We start from the raw sequence: 18,520 nt of genomic DNA on the forward strand, positions 1-18,520 counted from the left end.
TCGCCGGCCTCTCGCCGAATCACAGGCTAGCAGCGGAACTGAAACGTGTTCTAACTCGGCTAGACGACCGGGAGGGTTCAGATCTCCGAGATGATCTGGGTCCGGCGCGCGTTGTACTCGTCATCGGTCAAAGCGCCACTGGCGCGCAACGTCTCGAGCTGCTGGAGCCGCTCACCGATCGACGTCTGAGGGGTTGTGCCGACCGGCGCCGCCCCGGCCGGGGCTCCTTGCGCCGCGGGTGCCTGCTGCGCCGCGCGGCGCACCACCGCCTGGATCTGCTGACGCAGTGCCGGGTTTGACCGGATGTCGACCATCCGGTTAAGCGCAATGTTGTTGTCCTTGAGGATCTGCAGGATCTCCATCAACGGCCCGGCTTGCCCACTCAGGTCGTAGGTCCGGTTGTCCTCGGCCACCGTGAACTGCGCGGGCATCAGCCCGTTGACCAAAGCGCTTCGCTCCCAGTCGATTTGGTATTGCTGCGTGGTGGGGTCGACCAGTACCACGAGCTTGCGCGCGGTGAGATTGCCCAACCTGGTCACGTTGGCGATGACCCGGTCCTGACTGTCGAACGCCGTGAACCCCGGTCCGGCGATGTGCAGATCGACCTTGACCAGCGGCTGTTCGTTGATTCGGGTACCCGTCTCGTGGAGCCCGGTGATCTGCGCGAGCGCCAGTACCCCGTGTTGCTCCAGCAACGCTGATTTGGCCGCCGACTTCGCGCCGTAGTTGGTGAGCGCGAGTGCGATGAGGACGTCGGCCACAGTGATGAGCAGGCCGACATAGAACATCCACTGCAGCAGGCTGCCCAGGCCGAGAGTGAAGTAGACGACCAGAAAGATCGGCCCGACCAAACCGCCGCACAGCAAAACTATTAACTGCGTCTTGAGATAGCGCGCCAACACGTGAGTCTCCTCGCCTTGCCGGGAAGTTCGTGTCAGATTAGCGCTGTCGCGTGCGCCTTAGGTGCAAACCGCATCCGGGCATCCGCCCGGCCAGTCAGCGCGACGGTGTAGGCGGGCGGCTCTTCGGAGAGGCCGGCGGGGGCGGCGTGGCCGGACCGGTCGACGGTGTCGGCATCGCCGTCGGCAGCATGGTGGCCGAAGTGAGTTCTGCGCTTGCCACAGCCGCCGGGGCGGTCGAGGCGGTCAGCGGGCCGGACACGTCCGGTGCAGCTGCCGTGGCCGCGGCTGCCGCCGCGGCGGTCGCCGCCACCGGTGCATAAGCCGGTGTCTGCGCGTTCGAAGCCCCTCCCGAGGCTCCCTGGGCCGCGGATCCCGCCGGCGCGGCTGCCACCGAGGTAGTCGCGGCCATCGGAGCGATCGGCGCCGTTGCCGGCGCAGCCGCCGTCGCTGACACGGCCGCCGGCACCGCGGCACCGGGCTGCATCGCAGCACCCACCGGTACCCCAGACGCCAAGGCACTTGCTTGTGCCGCGGCTCCGATGACCGGCTGCTGGGCGCCTAGCGCGTGACCGGAGGCATTGGCCGCGCCCAGCACGGCCTGCGGCGCGATATCCAGGGGTGCGGCGTTGGCGACCTCGGCACTCGCATATTCCGTCGCACCACCGCTCATAAGCTGCACAAACTGCTGATGGAACAGCACCGCCTGGGAGCTGATCGCTTGATAGGCGGCGGCGTGCGCGCCGAACAGTCGCGAAATGCTCGTCGACACCGCGTCGGCGCCGGCTGCCTCAACGGCCGAGGTCACGCCCGACGCTGTCGAGTTGGCGTACTCGATGGCGGACCCGATTTTTGCCAAGTCAGATGCGGCAGACGCCACATACTCCGGCGTCGCATTCACGAACGACATCCGAACCTCCTGGCCAGACGGCGACGGTCAAATACCCCAACCGTCAATTACTGACATCGAGATAGCTTACCGGAATTTTGCCCGCCATTTATGCCGGTTCTTCGCAGTCGAAATGCGCAAAGCCCGAACCGCCGAAATCGGCAATCCGGGCCTTGCGCTGCGGTAGAACTAGTTGATGATCTTGACGACCCGGCCGGCGCCGACGGTACGGCCACCCTCGCGGATCGCGAAGCGCAGACCGTCGTCCATGGCGACGGGCTGAATCAGCTTCACCGAGATGTTGGTGTTGTCACCGGGCATCACCATTTCGGTGCCCTCCGGCAGTGTCACCACACCGGTCACGTCGGTGGTGCGGAAGTAGAACTGCGGACGGTAGTTGTTGAAGAACGGCGTGTGCCGGCCGCCCTCGTCCTTGGACAGGATGTAGACGCTGCCCTCGAACTCGGTGTGCGGCGTGGTGGTGCCGGGCTTGACCACAACCTGGCCGCGCTCGACGTCTTCCCGCTTGATACCACGCAGCAACAGCCCGACGTTGTCGCCGGCCTGCCCCTGGTCGAGCAGCTTGCGGAACATCTCCACACCGGTGACCGTGGTCTTGGTGCTGGTCGGCTTGATGCCGACGATCTCGACTTCCTCGTTCACGTTGACCACACCACGCTCGACACGCCCGGTGACCACGGTGCCACGACCGGTGATCGTGAAGACGTCCTCGACGGGCATCAGGAACGGACGGTCGGTCTCGCGAACCGGGTCCGGAATCGACTCGTCGACCGCATCCATCAGCTCTTCGACGGACTTGACCCACTTCTCGTCGCCCTCGAGTGCCTTGAGCGCCGAGACCCGGATAACCGGAGCCTCCTCGTCGAATTCCTGGGCGGCCAGCAGTTCGCGGACCTCCAGCTCGACGAGCTCGAGCAGCTCCTCGTCGTCCACCATGTCGGCCTTGTTCAGGGCGACCAGGATGTAGGGCACACCCACCTGACGGGCGAGCAGCACGTGCTCACGCGTCTGCGGCATCGGGCCGTCGGTGGCGGCCACCACCAGGATCGCGCCGTCCATCTGGGCCGCGCCGGTGATCATGTTCTTGATGTAGTCGGCGTGACCCGGGGCGTCCACGTGGGCGTAGTGGCGCTTCTCGGTCTGGTACTCCACGTGGGAGATGTTGATCGTGATACCGCGCTGACGCTCCTCGGGCGCGTTGTCGATCTGGTCGAAGGCGCGCGACTCGTTGAGGTTCGGGTACTTGTCATGCAGAACTTTGGTGATCGCCGCGGTGAGTGTGGTCTTGCCGTGGTCAACGTGACCGATGGTCCCGATGTTGACGTGCGGCTTCGTCCGCTCGAACTTCGCCTTCGCCACTTCTGTGTCCTCCTGGACTTGTTGGTGCTTTGGTTAAAGCAGTGTTGATGTTGTTGTAAGTGCCGCGGTGGTAACCGGGCCAGGTTACTCCGAGCTGATATTCACTCGCCCGTCGCCTTCGCGATGATCTCCTTCGAGACGTTCGCTGGGACTTCGGCATACGAGTCGAACACCATGGAGTAGTTCGCCCGGCCTTGAGTCTTGGACCGCAGGTCCCCGACATAGCCGAACATCTCCGACAGCGGCACGTGCGCCCTCACGACGCGCGCACCAGACCGCTCCTCCATGGCCTGAATCTGGCCACGGCGGGAGTTCAGGTCGCCGATCACGTCACCCATGTAGTCCTCGGGTGTGGTCACTTCGACCGCCATAATCGGCTCCAGGATCACCGGCTGGGCTTGGTGCGCAGCCTTTTTCAGCACCTGCGAACCTGCGATCTTGAAGGCCATTTCCGACGAGTCCACCTCGTGGTAGGCCCCGTCGAGCAAGATGACCTTCACATTCACCAGCGGATAACCGGCCAGCACGCCGTACTGCATCGCGTCCTGGGCCCCGGCGTCCACCGACGGGATGTACTCACGCGGGATACGGCCACCGGTGACCTTGTTCTCGAATTCGTAGGTGGCACCATCCTCGCCGTGGAACGGCTCGAGGCTGATAAGCACCTTCGCGAACTGGCCCGAGCCACCCGTCTGCTTCTTGTGGGTGAACTCGACCTTCTCCACGGTCCGCTTGATGGTTTCCTTGTAGGCAACCTGCGGCTTACCGACGTTGGCCTCAACCTTGAACTCGCGGCGCATCCGGTCGACCAGGATGTCCAGGTGCAGCTCGCCCATGCCGCCGATCACGGTCTGGCCGGTCTCGGCGTCCTGGTGCACCTTGAACGTCGGGTCTTCTTCGGCCAGCTTCTGAATCGACAGGCTCAGCTTTTCCTGGTCGCTCTTGGTCTTCGGCTCAATGGCCACCTCGATCACGGGATCGGGGAACGTCATCGATTCGAGCACGATCTGGTCGTTCGGGTCGCTCAGGGTGTCACCGGTGGTGGTGTCCTTCAAGCCGATCACCGCGTAGATGTGACCCGCCGACGCCGTCTCCACCGGGTTTTCCTTGTTGGAGTGCATCTGGAACAGCTTGCCCAGCCGCTCCTTTTTGCCCTTGGTGGCGTTGATGACCTGGCTGCCGGAGTCGACCTTGCCCGAGTACACCCGGACGTAGGTGAGCTTGCCGAAGAACGGGTGCGTGGCGACCTTGAACGCCAGCGCGGAGAACGGCTCGTCGGTCGACGGCTTGCGGGTGATCTCGACGTCTTCCTTGCCCGGCGCGTGGCCGACGGCCGGCGGCACGTCCAGCGGCGAGGGCAGGTAGTCGATGACCGCGTCCAGCATCGGCTGCACGCCCTTGTTCTTGAACGCGCTACCGCACAACACCAGGTAGGCCGTAGAGCTGATGGTCAGCTTGCGCAGCGCGCCCTTGATCTCGGCGACCGACAGCTCCTCGCCCCCAAAATACTTCTCCAGCAGCGCCTCGTCGGTTTCCGCGACAGCCTCGAGCAGCTTGGTGCGGTACTCGTCGGCCTTCTCCTGAAGTTCGGCGGGGATGTCGATGGTCTCGTAGGTCTCGCCGAGCTTGGTCTCGCCGCGCCAGACCTTGGCCTTCATCTCGACCAGGTCGACGACGCCCTCGAAGTCACCCTCGGAACCGACGGGCAGCTGGATCGGGATGACGTTGGCGCCCAGCCGGTCTTCCATGGTCTTGACCGAGAAGTAGAAGTCGGCACCGATCTTGTCCATCTTGTTGACGAAGCAGATGCGCGGGATGTCGTACTTGTCGGCCTGACGCCAGACCTGCTCGGACTGTGGCTCGACACCTTCCTTGCCGTCGAAGACGGCTACGGCACCGTCGAGCACGCGCAGGCTGCGCTCCACCTCGACGGTGAAGTCGACGTGGCCGGGGGTGTCGATGATGTTGATCTGGTTGTCATTCCAGAAGCAGGTGGTGGCAGCGGAGGTGATGGTGATTCCGCGCTCTTGCTCCTGCTCCATCCAGTCCATCGTGGCGGCGCCGTCGTGGACCTCACCGATCTTGTAGCTGATACCGGTGTAGTAGAGGATGCGCTCGGTCGTCGTCGTCTTGCCCGCGTCGATGTGCGCCATGATGCCGATGTTGCGGACCTTGGTCAGGTCGGTCAGCACGTCCTTCTGTGCCACAGAAGTCTTCCCACTCTTTCGATTGCGTAGTTAGTTCGCTGTCGGTTTACGCCCGGCATCTTCGCTGATGTCGCCACCTTCGCAGCTCTGGGAGCCGCGCATTGCTCTACCAGCGATAGTGGGCAAAGGCGCGGTTAGCCTCGGCCATCTTGTGCGTGTCCTCACGCCGCTTGACGGCAGCACCCAGGCCATTGCTGGCGTCCAGGATCTCGTTCGCCAGGCGCTCGATCATCGTCTTCTCGCGACGTTGCTTGGAGAAGCTGACCAGCCAACGCAGTGCCAGCGTCACCGAGCGTTCCGGACGCACCTCGACCGGGACCTGGTAAGTCGCACCACCGACGCGGCGGCTGCGCACCTCAAGGGCGGGCTTGACGTTGTCCATGGCGCGCTTCAGCGTGATTACGGGATCCGTGCCGGTCTTGTCGCGAGCTTGCTCGAGCGCACCATAAACAATGCGTTCGGCCAGGGATTTCTTCCCGTCCAGCAAGACTTTGTTGACGAGCTGCGTTACCAGCTGCGACCCGTAGACCGGATCATTGACCAGCGGACGCTTCGGCGCGGGCCCCTTGCGCGGCATTAGCTCTTCTCCTTCTTGGCGCCGTAACGGCTGCGAGCCTGCTTGCGGTTCTTGACACCCTGGGTGTCCAGCGAGCCGCGGATGATCTTGTACCGCACACCGGGCAGGTCCTTCACACGACCACCGCGCACCAGCACCATCGAGTGCTCCTGCAGGTTGTGGCCCTCGCCGGGGATGTAGGCAGTGACCTCGACCTGGCTAGTCAGCTTCACGCGCGCGACCTTCCGAAGCGCCGAGTTCGGCTTCTTCGGGGTGGTGGTGTACACGCGCGTGCATACGCCACGGCGCTGCGGGCTGCCTTTCAGGGCCGCGGTCTTGACCTTGGCGATCTTGTCGCGGCGACCCTTGCGGACCAGCTGCTGAATGGTTGGCATCTACCGGCTTTCTGTGTTTCGTTCGGTGTCAAGTCTCTGTACTGCAGTTATGCCCTGCCGCACTACCCCGCGGCCGGGTGTGTCGCACCCGCTCGACACCGGATTCATCCGATGCGTGGTGGACATGCGAATTCGCCCGGCATCCACTTCCTTACGTCAGGCGCCGTAAGCCGCCAGGCACGAGGCACCACAATACCCGCCGCTGGTCTGGCAGGTCAAAGCGCCAGCTGCACCCAAACCGCTCACCTCGGCGCGCGTGTCCAGTCGGCAGCTATTTCGGTACCGGACCGTCCGGCGCGCTGCGCTTGTCCATGCCTGTCGCCAGCCTCAACACCATCTCGGTGAACAGGGCATCCGTGTCGATATCGTCCATGACACCGGTCATTTCGAGCAAGACGAACCCGTGCAACGCCGACCAGAATTCCAGTGCGGCGAAAAATGCCTCTTCGCCATCAAGACCGTAAGAGGACAACACGGCGATCACGGGTGCGGCCGCCCCTCGGGTCGCCGCGGTGTACTCGGGATCGTCGCCGCCCAGCGGCATCCGGGTGAAGGCCGAGTACCGCCCCGGGTGGTGGTGGGCATAACTGCGGTAGGCGCCGGCCATCACCAGCACCGCGTCGTCGCGGAAGCGGCCCTCACCGACCCGATTCAGCATCATGATGATGTCGTCGATGACCCGGATCCGAACCGCGCGACGCAGGTCTTCCAGACTGTCTACGTGGTTGTAGAGCGATGGCCCCTTGGTACCCAGCTGAGTCGCCAGCGCGTTGATGGTCAGGGAGTCCCAGCCCTCCCGGTCCAGGAACGTCAGCGCGCCATCGACGATGCCGTCGCGGCTCAGCTTGCCGGGCCGGGATCCGGACCTGCCGGCACGCGGGCGCCCACCCGCCGACGGCTGTTCCGGGTGAACTGCCATGGCGATCGCCCTTCGATTGCGGTGAATTGGTGAAGGTCAACTAATGACTCTAGTTGACGGAGTCGCCAATCTACCCGGGCGGATCCGGGGCGGGTCGCAGTTGGCCGCGACGAAAATTATTTGCCATCAATCAAGCAAATGCACGTAGGCTCAATCCAGCAGATTCCCGTCAGAGACATACCCAGCGAAGGGGGCAGCGGTGCTTTGGAGAACCGTCGCCGGGTCGCTTGCAACATGTGTCATCACAATCGCCGCCACGCCCTCCGCTTTGACGCCGGTCGCGCAGGCCAAGAACGGCGACACCCACGTCATTGGACAGGGCCTCCAGCAGACACTGGACTGCAATGACGCGACCCTGATCGTCAACGGCAGCGGGAATTACGTCAACGCGATGGGCAACTGCTGGGCGGTGACGGTGATGGGCTCGGGCAACACCATCATCGCGGACTCGGTCACGCACGACATCACGGTGTACGGCTACGACCAGACCGTCTTTTATCACACTGGCGCGCCGATCCTTTGGGACCGCGGCCGCGAACTGGGAATGGTTAATCGGCTGCAGCAGGTGCCTGCCTGAGGCTCAGCGACTGCCGTTGCCGCACCGAGGAGGGGAATATGCGCGTCCACATCACTGACCGATCGTCGCGGCTCGCGGCACTCGCTCTGGCGCCGGCGGCCGCGGCTGTGCTGCTGTCCGGTTGCAGCTCGACAGCCAACCCGCCCGGGGGCCCCAGCACGACAACGACAACGAAGACCAGCGCGGCCGCACCGACGACCGGGACGAGCGGCGAAAGCACCACCGCTTCCGTCGAGATCGGGAACACGCTGAACTACGGATCGATGGGGACCACGAGCACGCTGGACTGCGCCACCGGCAAGTCCCTGAATGTCGCCGGCTCCAACAACACTCTGACCGTCACCGGCTCCTGCGTGACGGTGAGCATCGGCGGCGCGAACAACAAGATCACCATCGACAAGGTCGAAACCCGAATCACGGTGCTGGGCTTGGACAACACCATCACTTACAAGGACGGCGACCCGAAGGTAGACAACCTCGGCTCGGGCAACACCATCAATAAGGCCAGCTGACCCTGGCGAAGGCCTAGCTTGCGGGCGCCCCATGGCGGCCGGCGCCGGCGGCGAACCGCCCCGCCCCTGCACTGGCCTCCACGGCAACTTTGGCGATGCTCGCGAATTCTTGGTCGATGGCCTCCGGCTCCGGCAACCCCCACTGATGTAGCGCCGAAAGCCGATCCGCGCGCAGACACTGCTGGGGCAGGGCGGTCAATTCAGCGGCCAACTCCTCAGCCGCCTGTCGCGCTTGGCCTTTGGGGACAACGCGATTGGCGAGTCCGATCGCGAGTGCTTCATCGGCGTCGACACTGCGGCCGGTGAGGATCATGTCCATCGCCCGGCTCTGCCCGATCAGGCGTGGCAGCCGCACGGTGCCGCCATCGATCAGCGGCACCCCCCATCGCCGGCAGTACACACCGAACACGGCATCCTGCTCGGCCACCCGCAGATCGCACCAGATGGCCAGCTCTAGACCCCCAGCGACGGCGTAGCCGCTCACCGCGGCAATCACGGGCTTGGACAACACCATTCGCGACGGGCCTATCGGGCCGGGACCGGTCCGATGCACGATATTGGCGTCCGGCGTAGCGAACGCCTTCAAATCGGCTCCGGCGCAGAAGGTTCCGCCCTCACCCCACAACACGGCCACCGACGCGGCATCGTCACGGTCGAATTCCTCGAACGCCGCGTACAGCGCGGTGGCGGTCGGACCGTTGACGGCGTTGCGCGCGCCCGGCCGATTGATGATCACCGTGGTCACCGGGCCGTTACGTTCCACCCGCACCGGATCACTCATGTCGCCTCCAAGAGTTGAGTTGCATCGCGCCGATCCAGCAGCTCGGTCGCGAAGTCGTGGTAGGCGCTGCGCAGCCGCGCCCCCGGCCAATCATCGGGCAGCAGTTCGGCAGGCAGCATCGGGTCGGTGAGCAGGTGTCGCACTATCCCCGCCGCCACCATGAATCGGCCGGGAACATCTGGGGTATCGGCCATTTCGTCAACCAACTGCTGACCGGCACTCGCCCACGCGGGCAGATCCCACAGCTCGGCGGCCAGCTGCCCGGGTGCGTCGTCGCGCGCGTTGAGCACCCGCACCCGATCGGCAACACCGGGTTCCAAGTCGAGGTCGAGGTTGTCGGGCCGCATCCACACACCTTCGCGCAGTTCACCGAAGCGCTTGCGGTACATACTGGCTCGCTGCGCCGCCCGGGTGCGAGCATCGGCGCCGACGCTGGTGACGATCACCACGTGCCAGTGCCCGCGCCAGGCCCGGGTTTGCGGTCGCATGGCTTCGTCCTGGCGGCTCTGGCGGGCCAGCAGTCGATCGGAGAGACGGTAGCCGTCGGCGGAGCGGATCAGGTCACCGGCGCCGACCATCCGGGTCAGCGCTACCCGCAACGTCGACTCCTTGATTCCGAAATCAGCTGTCAGTCTGATCAATTCGCTCGCCGTTGCCCAGGCAGGGTGAGCGCCGAGCAGCACGCTCAATACCACCGATCGGGCCGTCATGTTCGGCATGGCTACACCCCGGAGGCGCGGCGGCCGTAGTCGCCGAATGGCTCGTCGCGATGCCGTACCGCTTCGCGGAAGCCGTGCTCGACCGAATCGGCAACGAAGTCGTGCCCCTCTTGGGTATGCCGCGCAACACCGTCGAACACCGTGCTCACCATCCGGCTGGTGGCCACACCCTGTTGCAGCAGAGCCGAATTCAGCGCGAGTTTGATCATGATCAGCTGGTTGACCGGGACGGCCGCAATGCGTTCCACCAGTCGCTCAGTACGCTCGTCGAGGTCTTTGGGATCCGGCGCCTCGACCGCCAGGCCCCATTCGGCGGCCTGCGCGCCGGTGATGGAATCACCGGTGAAAAGTAGGCGTTTGGCCCGCTGGTCACCGAGCCGGTGTGCCCACAGGCCCGCCGCCGGAACACCCCACACCCGCGTGGGCGGATAACCGATTTTGGCGTCGGCGGCGGCGATCACCTGGTCGGCGTGCAGCGCGATGTCGGTGCCGCCGGCCACGCAATAGCCGTGGATCTTCACCACCGTTGGCTTGTCCGCGTGCATCAGACTGGAGAAGCCACGCACGAAGCGGCTCATCATCTGATAGTCGATCATCGGGTCCCACGGGCGATCCGGCATGTGATTGACGCCCTGGGTCCTACCGTCCAGCACGGTGCCCGCATACGCACCTTTGAGGCCCGCGTCGCCGGCAGAGCCGGTGCGGTCGGCGTAGGCGGACAAGTCGAAGCCCGCGCAAAAGCCTTCCCCGCGACCGGATACCAGAATGACGTGCACGTTGGGGTCCAGATCGGCTCGCTCCACCAATGCCGACAGCTCCAACGGGGTGTCCGCGACAATCGCGTTGCCCTTCTCCGGCCGGTTGAACGTGATCCGCGCAATCCGGTCGGTGACCTCGTAGGTCATCGTCTTCAGATTGCCGAAATCGACCGGCCTGATCGCATGAGTCATGTTGCGACTCAGCCCTTTACCAGGACGCGCTCCAGGATGGGCGCCAAATCCAGCCCCGTCGGCATGGTGCCGAATGCGCCGCCCCACTGCCCACCCAGCCTGGTGGCCAGGAATGCCTCGGCGACGGCGGGATGACCGTGACGCACCAGCAGCGAGCCCTGCAGGGCCAGGCAGATGTCCTCGGCGACCTTGCGGGCGCGATAGGCGATGGTGTCCAGATCGGTCAGGTCTTGCCGTAACCGCTCGATGTGGCTCCCCAGGCGTGGATCCTGGCCAGCGCTCTCGGCCAGTTCGGCGAAGAGTACCTCGACACATTCCGGGCGAGTTGCCATGGCGCGCAGGGTATCCAGCGCGCTGACGTTGCCGGATCCCTCCCAGATGCCCATCAGTGGCGCTTCCCGGTACAGGCGCGGCATCCCGGACTCTTCGACGAAGCCGTTGCCGCCCAGGCATTCCAGCGCTTCGGCGGCGTGCGGGGTGGAACGCTTGCATACCCAGTACTTGCTTGCCGCCAAGCCGATTCTGCGCAGCAGCGTCTCCTTCTCGTCTCCGCGCAACGCGCTGTCGGTGGCACCGGCCATCCGCATCGCGACGATCGTCGCGGCCTCGGCCTCGAGGGCCAGGTCGGCGAGCACATTGCGCATCAGCGGCTGGTCGATCAGATAGGCGCCGAAGGCTTTTCGGTGCTGGGCGTGATGGATCGCGCGGGTCAGACCGGTACGCATGCTGGTGGCACTGCCCAGCGTGCAATCCAGTCGGGTGAGGTTGACCATCTCGATGATGGTCGGTACACCACGGCCCTCTTCCCCCACCAACCACGCTGTGGCACCGTCGTATTCGACCTCGCTGGACGCGTTGGCATGGTTGCCGAGCTTGTCCTTGAGGCGCTGCAAGAACATCCGGTTACGTGTGCCGTCGGGCAGGACCCTGGGCAGCATGAAGCACGACAGCCCGCCCGGTGCCTGCGCCAGCACCAAGAAGATGTCGCACATCGGCGCCGAGGTGAACCATTTGTGGCCGATCAGGCTGTAAGTGCCGTCGCCGTTCGGGGTCGCCTGCGTGGTGCCGGCACGCACGTCGGAGCCGCCCTGCTTCTCGGTCATCGACATGCCCGCGGTGATACCGGCCTTGGTGGTGGCCAGCTTGAGTTCCGGGTCGTACTCGCGACTGGTCAGCAGCGGTTCGTAGACCGCCGCCAGCTCGGGGTTGTAACGCAGTGCCGGGACGACGGCGTAGGTCATCGAGATCGGGCAGACGTGGCCCGGCTCCACGTTCCAGGCCGACATCTTGGCCGCCCGCACCACATGGGCGCCCGGGCGTTCGTCGGCCCACGGCGCGGCATGCAGGCCGTGCGCGATGGCCGCGCGCATCAGCTGGTGGTAAGCCGGGTCGTACTCGACCTCGTCGACACGGTGCCCGGTGCGGTCGTGGGTGTGCAGGACGGGCACGTTGCGGTCGGCAAGCTCACCCCAGCGCTGGGCTTCGTGGCTGGCCGACAGCGCGCCGACCGCGTTCACCTCGTCCAGCCCCCACTGGCCGCCCTCGCGAATCAGCGCCTCGACAAGCATGGGTGCTGTCGCGGAGTTGTAGTTCTCCAGCTGTGGAACCTGGTTGGTGACGACGTGCGTGTCTGACATGCCACCCATATTACATTTTTCCAACAACCGCACAAGCGGTGTAATACTGGCCCGGCGCGCCTTGGCTCAGCCGGTGGTGTTCTCGCGCAGGAACGCGATGTCGTCCTTGCGGCCCTCGTCGGAGGTTTCACAGATCACCGGAGCGTCCGCGGCTTTGACGGCAGCGACCAGCAAGTCGGGATCGATCTGTCCGGTGCCCAAATTGGCGTGGCGGTCCCGGCCGGAGCCGGCCTCGTCCTTGGAGTCGTTGCAGTGCACCAGATCGATCTGTCCGGTGATCGCCTTGATCCGATCGACGGCATTGATCAGGGCCTCACCGGCCGCCCAGGTGTGGCAAGTGTCGAGACAGAAGCCAATTCCGGTGTCGCCGATGACATCCCACAGCCTGGCGATGGTATCGAAATGGCGGGCCATCGCATGGTCCCCGCCCGCGGTGTTTTCCAGGTACACCGGCACGGCGGATTCCAGCTGATCGAGCGCCTTGCGCCAGCGCGCAAAACCCTCATCGAGATCGTTGTCGTCGGCGACATCGCCACCGTGCACGATGACCGCCGCCGCGCCGATGTCGGCGGCCGCGTCGCAGGTCTGCTGCAGGATCTTGCGCGACGGAATCCGTACCCGATTGTTCGCCGACGCGACATTGATCAGGTAGGGCGCATGCACGTATATCGGCAACGCCGCGGCCTTCAAGACGGCGGCGTCCTCGCGCGGCTTGGGCGCCTTCCAACTCTGCGGGTTGCCAAGGAAAATCTGTACTACGTCAGCGCCCTCGGCCTCCGCTGCGGCCAGCGGATCTTGCGGACTGACGTGTGAACCAATGAGCACCCTGGCCAGTCTAGTAAGGGGTTCCGACGGCCCGCAGTGGCGTCGCGCACATCGCCGACGATCAGCAAATCGAACAGCTTCTCCAACGTGGTACGGAAGGTGGGCACGCTCGCTTTAACGTGATGTTGCCCGTATCGATCGGGGCGGGTATCCGACGCGTAGCCAAATTCATTGCGCACGAACCTCACTCCTAGGCAGCCGAACGCATAAATCAACTCATCGCAGACAAGCAGCTCGTCGTATTCATCGCAGATCTCTTGCACTTGTTCGAAATAGCTCGGCGGCGGCGGAGAGGTCTGTCATTCATTCTCACTAATTCCATTACAGTTCAACGCATTTGGAGTAAATAACGCCGGGTTGAGAGCAAGCCGGGCAGCGTCGCAGTCTGGTCGGCTAACTTGCCGCATCCCGTGTGCAGTCGCTCCCGTTTCGGTCACCACGCCGCCGGACTACGGAATCCGTTGTTGAATGGCAATTTCAATAGTTAAAACGTCGTTATCATTGGCCAGAAGTGCGATATACATCGCATTTCCTTCTGATAGTCGGCTATCTTGGCCTCATGACAGCAACCGTGTCGCTCGCCGGAAGTTGGATCAACGGCGCCTCGGAAGTCACCTCTGGGGGTCGGCACGCGGTGACAAACCCTGCCAACCAGGAAACGGTGGCGGAATTGACCCTTGGTACGCCCGCCGACGTCGATCGCGCAGTTGCCGCGGCGCGTCTCGCGCTGCAGGAATGGGCCACCGCCACCCCCGCGCAACGCTGCACCGTGCTGACCAGGCTGGCGGACCTGACCGAGCTACACGCGCGTGAACTCGTCGATGAAGAGGTGCGCCAAACCGGTAAGCCCCTGCGATTGGCCGAGGAATTCGATGTGCCCGGCAGCGTCGACAACATCGGGTTCTTCGCCGGCGCCGCAAGACATCTGCATGGACTGGCAAGCGCGGAGTACTCTGCCGAGCACACCTCGAACATCCGCCGCGAAGCGCTCGGCGTGGTGGCTGCTATCACGCCCTGGAACTATCCGCTGCAAATGGCGGTGTGGAAGACGTTGCCGGCGTTGGCAGCCGGCTGCACCGTCGTCATCAAGCCCAGCGAACTCACCCCACTCACAACACTGACGCTGGCCCGGCTCGCGACCGAATCTGGACTACCCGACGGTGTGTTCAACGTCGTCACCGGCCTGGGCGCCGACGTCGGGACCGCGTTGGCTGCCCACCCAGGCGTGGATATGGTTACTTTCACCGGCTCGACGGCGGTGGGCCGCAATGTGATGGCGGCTGCGGCCGTCCACGGTCACCGTACCCAGCTTGAGCTCGGCGGCAAGGCGCCATTCGTGGTGTTCGACGACGCCGACATCGATGCCGCCGTGCACGGCGCGGTGGCTGGCGCGTTGATCAACTCGGGCCAGGACTGCACCGCGGCCACCCGCGCGATCGTGGCCCGTGACCTCTACGACGACTTCATCTGCGGAGTGGCCGAGGTGATGTCGAAGGTAGTGGTGGGCGATCCCACCGATCCCGATACCGACTTAGGGCCCCTGATTTCACTCGCCCATCGCCGCAGGGTGGCGGACATCGTTGCCAGAGCGCCAGCTGAGGGAGCCCGCATAATCGTCGGCGGCACATCGCCAGATTCGATCGGCGCGTTCTACCCACCGACGCTGCTCGCCGACGTCGACGAACGCTCGCAAGCCTATCGCGACGAGATATTCGGCCCGGTGCTCACAGTGCGACCGCACGACGGCGACGATGATGCGCTGCGGCAGGCCAACGACACCGACTATGGCCTGGCGGCCTCTGCATGGACCCGCGACATCTACCGGGCGCAGCGGGCTTCGCGCGAGATCAAGGCCGGCTGCGTCTGGATCAACGACCACATCCCGATCATCAGCGAGATGCCACACGGCGGCGTCGGTGCGTCCGGCTTTGGCAAGGACATGTCCGACTATTCGCTCGAGGAGTACCTGACCATCAAACACGTGATGAGCGACATCACCGGAGTGGCCGAAAAACCTTGGCATCGAACAGTTTTTGCGATCCGCAACTGACGTCCCGGTCGTCCTACGACCGCTCTTCGATGCACCCAGCTTCTGCGGCACACGCCGTTTCCGTCCGATATCTCCGAGCTGATCAGGAAGGTCTAGATAGCGCATGACCAAGTCGGAAGTGCAGCACAAATCGTCATCTGCCACGATTCCGCAATCGGGCAGTTCACCGATGCGAATCTTGTTAGTAGGCGCCGGGGGTGTGGGCGCCGCGTTCTGCTCGATTGCGTCGCGCCGCAACTTCTTTCAGCACGTCGTGGTCTGTGATTACAACGAAGCAAAAGCGAATCAAGTCACCCAAGCGTTGGCCGATAGCCGATTTACCGCAGATCGCCTGGACGCTGGATCCGCGGACGCGGTGGCCGCCGCGGCACGGCAACACCGAATCACCCACGTAGTGAACGCGGTCGACCCGCGATTCGTGATGCCGATCTTCGATGGGGCGCTGGCCGCCGGAGCCGACTATCTGGACATGGCGATGAGCTTGTCCCAGCGCCACCCCGAAGAGCCCTATCGGCTGGCCGGAATCAAGCTCGGCGACCAGCAGTTCTCCGCCGGCGAGCAATGGCGGGCGGCTGATCGGCTTGCGCTGCTCGGCATGGGGGTTGAGCCGGGGCTTTCCGACGTATTTGCCCGGTATGCCGCCGATCACCTGTTCGCCGAAATCGACGAGCTTGGCACCCGTGACGGCGCCAATCTTACCGTGGATGGGTACGACTTCGCGCCGTCGTTTTCGATCTGGACCACTATCGAGGAGTGCCTCAACCCGCCGGTTATCTGGGAGCACGACCGCGGCTGGTTCGTCACTGAACCCTTCAGCGAGCCAGAGGTTTTCGACTTCCCAGACGGCATCGGCCCGGTGGAATGCGTCAACGTGGAGCACGAGGAAGTGCTGCTGATGCCGCGCTGGGTCAAAGCTAAGCGGGTTACCTTCAAATACGGTCTTGGCTCTGAGTTCATCGACGTGCTCAAGACGCTCCACAAGCTCGGGCTGGACCGCACGGGCAAGGTCGCGGTCGGTGGCGCGCAAGTCAGCCCGCGCGACGTGGTCGCGGGATGCCTGCCCGATCCGGCGACCCTGGGACCGAAGATGCACGGAAAGACCTGTGCAGGTCTGTGGGTGACCGGAACCGGCAAGGACGGCAACCCGCGGTCGACATACCTGTATCACGTCGTCGATAACCAATGGTCGATGGACGAGTATGGGCACCAGTGTGTGGTCTGGCAGACGGCGATCAATCCGGTTGTGGCGCTTGAGCTGTTGGCCAGCGGGACCTGGCGCGGTTCGGGAGTGCTGGGCCCGGAAGCGTTCGACTCGGTGCCCTTCTTAGAGCTACTCAGCGCCTACGGGTCGCCGTGGGGCTTACAAGAGTTACCCATCCGAAGTTGAGTTACATCCGTGGCCTTGTGGTCACGGTGCAGAACCGATTCAGTTGGCGAGCAAGCAGACTCACCGCACAACCGCACGCTTTGCCGGACCAAGCGATCAGCAGGAGGTTGGATGAGCAAGGGCGAAGCCACGAGCATTCCCGTGAATAACAAGGGCCTCAAAGGCGGCGTGGTCGGGTTGCTCTCCAGCATCGTCATCGGCACGGCCTCCACCGCACCGGCTTACAGCTTGGCGGCGACGTTGGGGCTCATCGTCGCTCACCGCGGCACGTTGCTTTGCGGTGTGAAGGCCCCGGCGATCGTGCTGCTCTCGTTCATCCCGATGTATCTGATCGCGGTCGCGTACCAGGAGCTGAACAAAGCCGAACCCGACTGCGGGACGACATTCACGTGGGCATCGCGCGCATTCGGGCCGATCACCGGATGGCTCGGCGGCTGGGGCATTATCGCTGCCGACGTGATCGTGATGGCTAACCTGGCGCAAATCGCCGGCACGTACTCGTTCACGTTCGTCGCAGATCTCGGCTGGCATTCGGTTGCCGGCCTGGCCAGCAGTACAGTGTGGACCACGCTCTCGGGCGTGATCTGGATCGCAGCGATGACCTACATTTGTTACCGCGGCATTGAAGTGTCCGCCCGGCTTCAGTACATACTGCTATCCGTCGAAATCGTTGTGTTGGTAGCCATCTCGGCTATCGCGCTGATTAGGGTTTACACCAACAACGCCCCGCCGGGCTCGCTGCGGCCGTCGCTGTCCTGGTTCTGGCCCGGCGGTCTGGACTTCAGCACGTCCATCGCCCCGGCGTTGCTCATCACAATTTTCATCTACTGGGGCTTTGACACCGCGGTGGCGTGCAACGAAGAGTCCGACGATCCCGGCCACACCCCCGGGCGCGCGGCCGTACTCTCGACCTTCCTGCTGCTGGCGACCTACGCCTTGGTGACGGTGTCGACCATCGCGTTCGCCGGCATCGGCGTCGAAGGCAGCGGCTTGGGCAATCCGGATAACTCCGAGGATGTATTCTCCGCGTTCGGCCCAGCCCTGTTCGGCGACGGCTTGCTCGGCAAGGTCGGGCTGCTGTTGCTCTCGGCATCGATTCTGACGTCGGCGTCGGCCTCGACACAGACGACCATCATGCCGACCGCGCGGACCACGCTGTCGATGGCGGTGTTTAAGGCGCTGCCCGACTCCTTCACGAAGATGCACCCCCGATACCTGACGCCGACCGTGTCGACGATCGTGATGGGAGCGGCATCGATCCTGTTCTACGTCCTGTTTACGGTGATCAGTTCGAGTTTGCTCAGCGCCCTGATCGGGTCGGTCGGATTGGTGATCGCGTTCTACTACGGGCTCACCGGCTACGCCTGCGTCCGGTACTACCGCAAGACCCTCACCAACTCACTACGCGACTTCGTGATGCGCGGAGTGCTTCCTCTACTAGGCGGGGTCCTGCTGACAATCGTCTTCGTCTTCGGCCTGATCGAATACGCCAAGGCGGACTGGCTCGTCGACCACGATCGCAATGTCACGATCTTTGGGTTCGGCGCGGTGGCTGTGGTCGGCGTCGGCTCGATGGTGCTCGGGGTGGTCCTGATGTTCACTTGGTGGGCAATATCGCCGAGCTTCTTTCACGGCCGGACGCTTCGGCGCCAGTGCGCCGAAGCGTTGTCCGAACCGGCCATGACCACGGCCGCGCACTTCGCGCCGCACGTCTCCTGCGCCACCCAGACGGTGATCGCCGCGGACTTGTCCAACATGTCCAGCCTGCCGGCGGCTGAAGGTGTCGCCAACCCGTCGCAGACCGGCTAGAGGTTCGCGAAACACACCAAGGGTCGCG

17 protein-coding genes are annotated in these 18,520 nt (G+C 64.2%); 5 read left to right on the plus strand and 12 right to left on the minus strand.

The features are described from left to right. Positions 1-77: 77 nt before the first annotated feature. From H7K34_RS19985 to H7K34_RS20015, 7 genes are all read right to left on the minus strand, one after another. Positions 78-902: an SHOCT domain-containing protein gene (locus tag H7K34_RS19985; protein WP_264063830.1), complete on the minus strand. Its 825-nt coding sequence runs from the start codon at positions 900-902 to the stop codon at positions 78-80. A gap of 94 nt (positions 903-996) precedes the next feature. Next, the gene (locus H7K34_RS19990) at positions 997-1,809 is read right to left on the minus strand and encodes a PE family protein (RefSeq protein ID WP_133251056.1); all 813 of its coding nucleotides are present in this window, start codon (positions 1,807-1,809) and stop codon (positions 997-999) included. A 168-nt stretch (positions 1,810-1,977) separates the two neighbouring features. Continuing rightward, positions 1,978-3,168 (minus strand): elongation factor Tu, encoded by a 1,191-nt coding sequence (gene tuf, locus H7K34_RS19995; protein WP_077086305.1) that lies wholly within the window; start codon positions 3,166-3,168, stop codon positions 1,978-1,980. Between the two features lie 101 nt (positions 3,169-3,269). Next, entirely contained in the window at positions 3,270-5,375 is a 2,106-nt protein-coding gene (gene fusA / locus H7K34_RS20000; RefSeq protein ID WP_264063832.1) for an elongation factor G, read from the minus strand. Between the two features lie 106 nt (positions 5,376-5,481). Beyond that, positions 5,482-5,952 (minus strand): 30S ribosomal protein S7, encoded by a 471-nt coding sequence (gene rpsG / locus H7K34_RS20005; protein WP_108926244.1) that lies wholly within the window; start codon positions 5,950-5,952, stop codon positions 5,482-5,484. After that, on the minus strand, positions 5,952-6,326 hold the full coding sequence (gene rpsL, locus H7K34_RS20010; RefSeq protein ID WP_007167812.1) for a 30S ribosomal protein S12: 375 nt from the start codon (positions 6,324-6,326) through the stop codon (positions 5,952-5,954). Before rpsL ends, rpsG begins: the two co-directional genes overlap by 1 nt. Positions 6,327-6,597: 271 nt before the next feature. Next, on the minus strand, positions 6,598-7,245 hold the full coding sequence (locus H7K34_RS20015; protein WP_264063833.1) for a TetR/AcrR family transcriptional regulator: 648 nt from the start codon (positions 7,243-7,245) through the stop codon (positions 6,598-6,600). Between the two features lie 199 nt (positions 7,246-7,444). On the opposite strand from H7K34_RS20015, the gene H7K34_RS20020 reads away from it, so the two are divergent. Then, positions 7,445-7,822: a DUF3060 domain-containing protein gene (locus H7K34_RS20020; RefSeq protein ID WP_108926243.1), complete on the plus strand. Its 378-nt coding sequence runs from the start codon at positions 7,445-7,447 to the stop codon at positions 7,820-7,822. A 38-nt stretch (positions 7,823-7,860) separates the two neighbouring features. Further along, positions 7,861-8,334 (plus strand): DUF3060 domain-containing protein, encoded by a 474-nt coding sequence (locus tag H7K34_RS20025; RefSeq protein ID WP_264063834.1) that lies wholly within the window; start codon positions 7,861-7,863, stop codon positions 8,332-8,334. Between the two features lie 13 nt (positions 8,335-8,347). Here the strand turns inward: H7K34_RS20025 and H7K34_RS20030 are convergent, their stop codons facing one another. The 5 genes from H7K34_RS20030 to H7K34_RS20050 form a co-directional block, all read right to left on the minus strand. Then, positions 8,348-9,115 carry a crotonase/enoyl-CoA hydratase family protein gene (locus H7K34_RS20030; protein ID WP_264063835.1) on the minus strand — a complete coding sequence of 256 codons (768 nt, stop codon included), beginning with the start codon at positions 9,113-9,115 and terminating at the stop codon, positions 8,348-8,350. Beyond that, a complete protein-coding gene (locus H7K34_RS20035) occupies positions 9,112-9,834 on the minus strand; it encodes a PaaX family transcriptional regulator C-terminal domain-containing protein (RefSeq protein WP_264063836.1) in 723 nt (240 codons plus the stop codon). The genes H7K34_RS20030 and H7K34_RS20035 overlap by 4 nt, the downstream gene beginning before the upstream one ends. Positions 9,835-9,836: 2 nt before the next feature. Next, positions 9,837-10,784, minus strand: a complete 948-nt coding sequence (locus H7K34_RS20040; protein WP_264063837.1) for a crotonase/enoyl-CoA hydratase family protein — start codon at positions 10,782-10,784, stop codon at positions 9,837-9,839. A gap of 8 nt (positions 10,785-10,792) precedes the next feature. Next, the gene (locus tag H7K34_RS20045) at positions 10,793-12,421 is read right to left on the minus strand and encodes an acyl-CoA dehydrogenase family protein (RefSeq protein ID WP_264063838.1); all 1,629 of its coding nucleotides are present in this window, start codon (positions 12,419-12,421) and stop codon (positions 10,793-10,795) included. 66 nt (positions 12,422-12,487) lie between these two features. After that, complete coding sequence (locus H7K34_RS20050; protein WP_264063839.1) at positions 12,488-13,246, minus strand: deoxyribonuclease IV; 759 nt, start codon at positions 13,244-13,246, stop codon at positions 12,488-12,490. Between the two features lie 559 nt (positions 13,247-13,805). Here H7K34_RS20050 and H7K34_RS20060 point away from each other — a divergent pair. From H7K34_RS20060 to H7K34_RS20070, 3 genes are all read left to right on the plus strand, one after another. After that, positions 13,806-15,296, plus strand: a complete 1,491-nt coding sequence (locus H7K34_RS20060) for a gamma-aminobutyraldehyde dehydrogenase (RefSeq protein WP_264063840.1) — start codon at positions 13,806-13,808, stop codon at positions 15,294-15,296. Between the two features lie 169 nt (positions 15,297-15,465). After that, a complete protein-coding gene (locus H7K34_RS20065; RefSeq protein ID WP_264064802.1) occupies positions 15,466-16,683 on the plus strand; it encodes a saccharopine dehydrogenase family protein in 1,218 nt (405 codons plus the stop codon). 111 nt (positions 16,684-16,794) lie between these two features. Further along, positions 16,795-18,492 (plus strand): APC family permease, encoded by a 1,698-nt coding sequence (locus H7K34_RS20070; protein ID WP_264063841.1) that lies wholly within the window; start codon positions 16,795-16,797, stop codon positions 18,490-18,492. Positions 18,493-18,520: the final 28 nt, after the last annotated feature.

It is taken from the genome of Mycobacterium montefiorense (assembly GCF_025823255.1).
In the GTDB taxonomy this organism is placed as follows: domain Bacteria; phylum Actinomycetota; class Actinomycetes; order Mycobacteriales; family Mycobacteriaceae; genus Mycobacterium; species Mycobacterium montefiorense.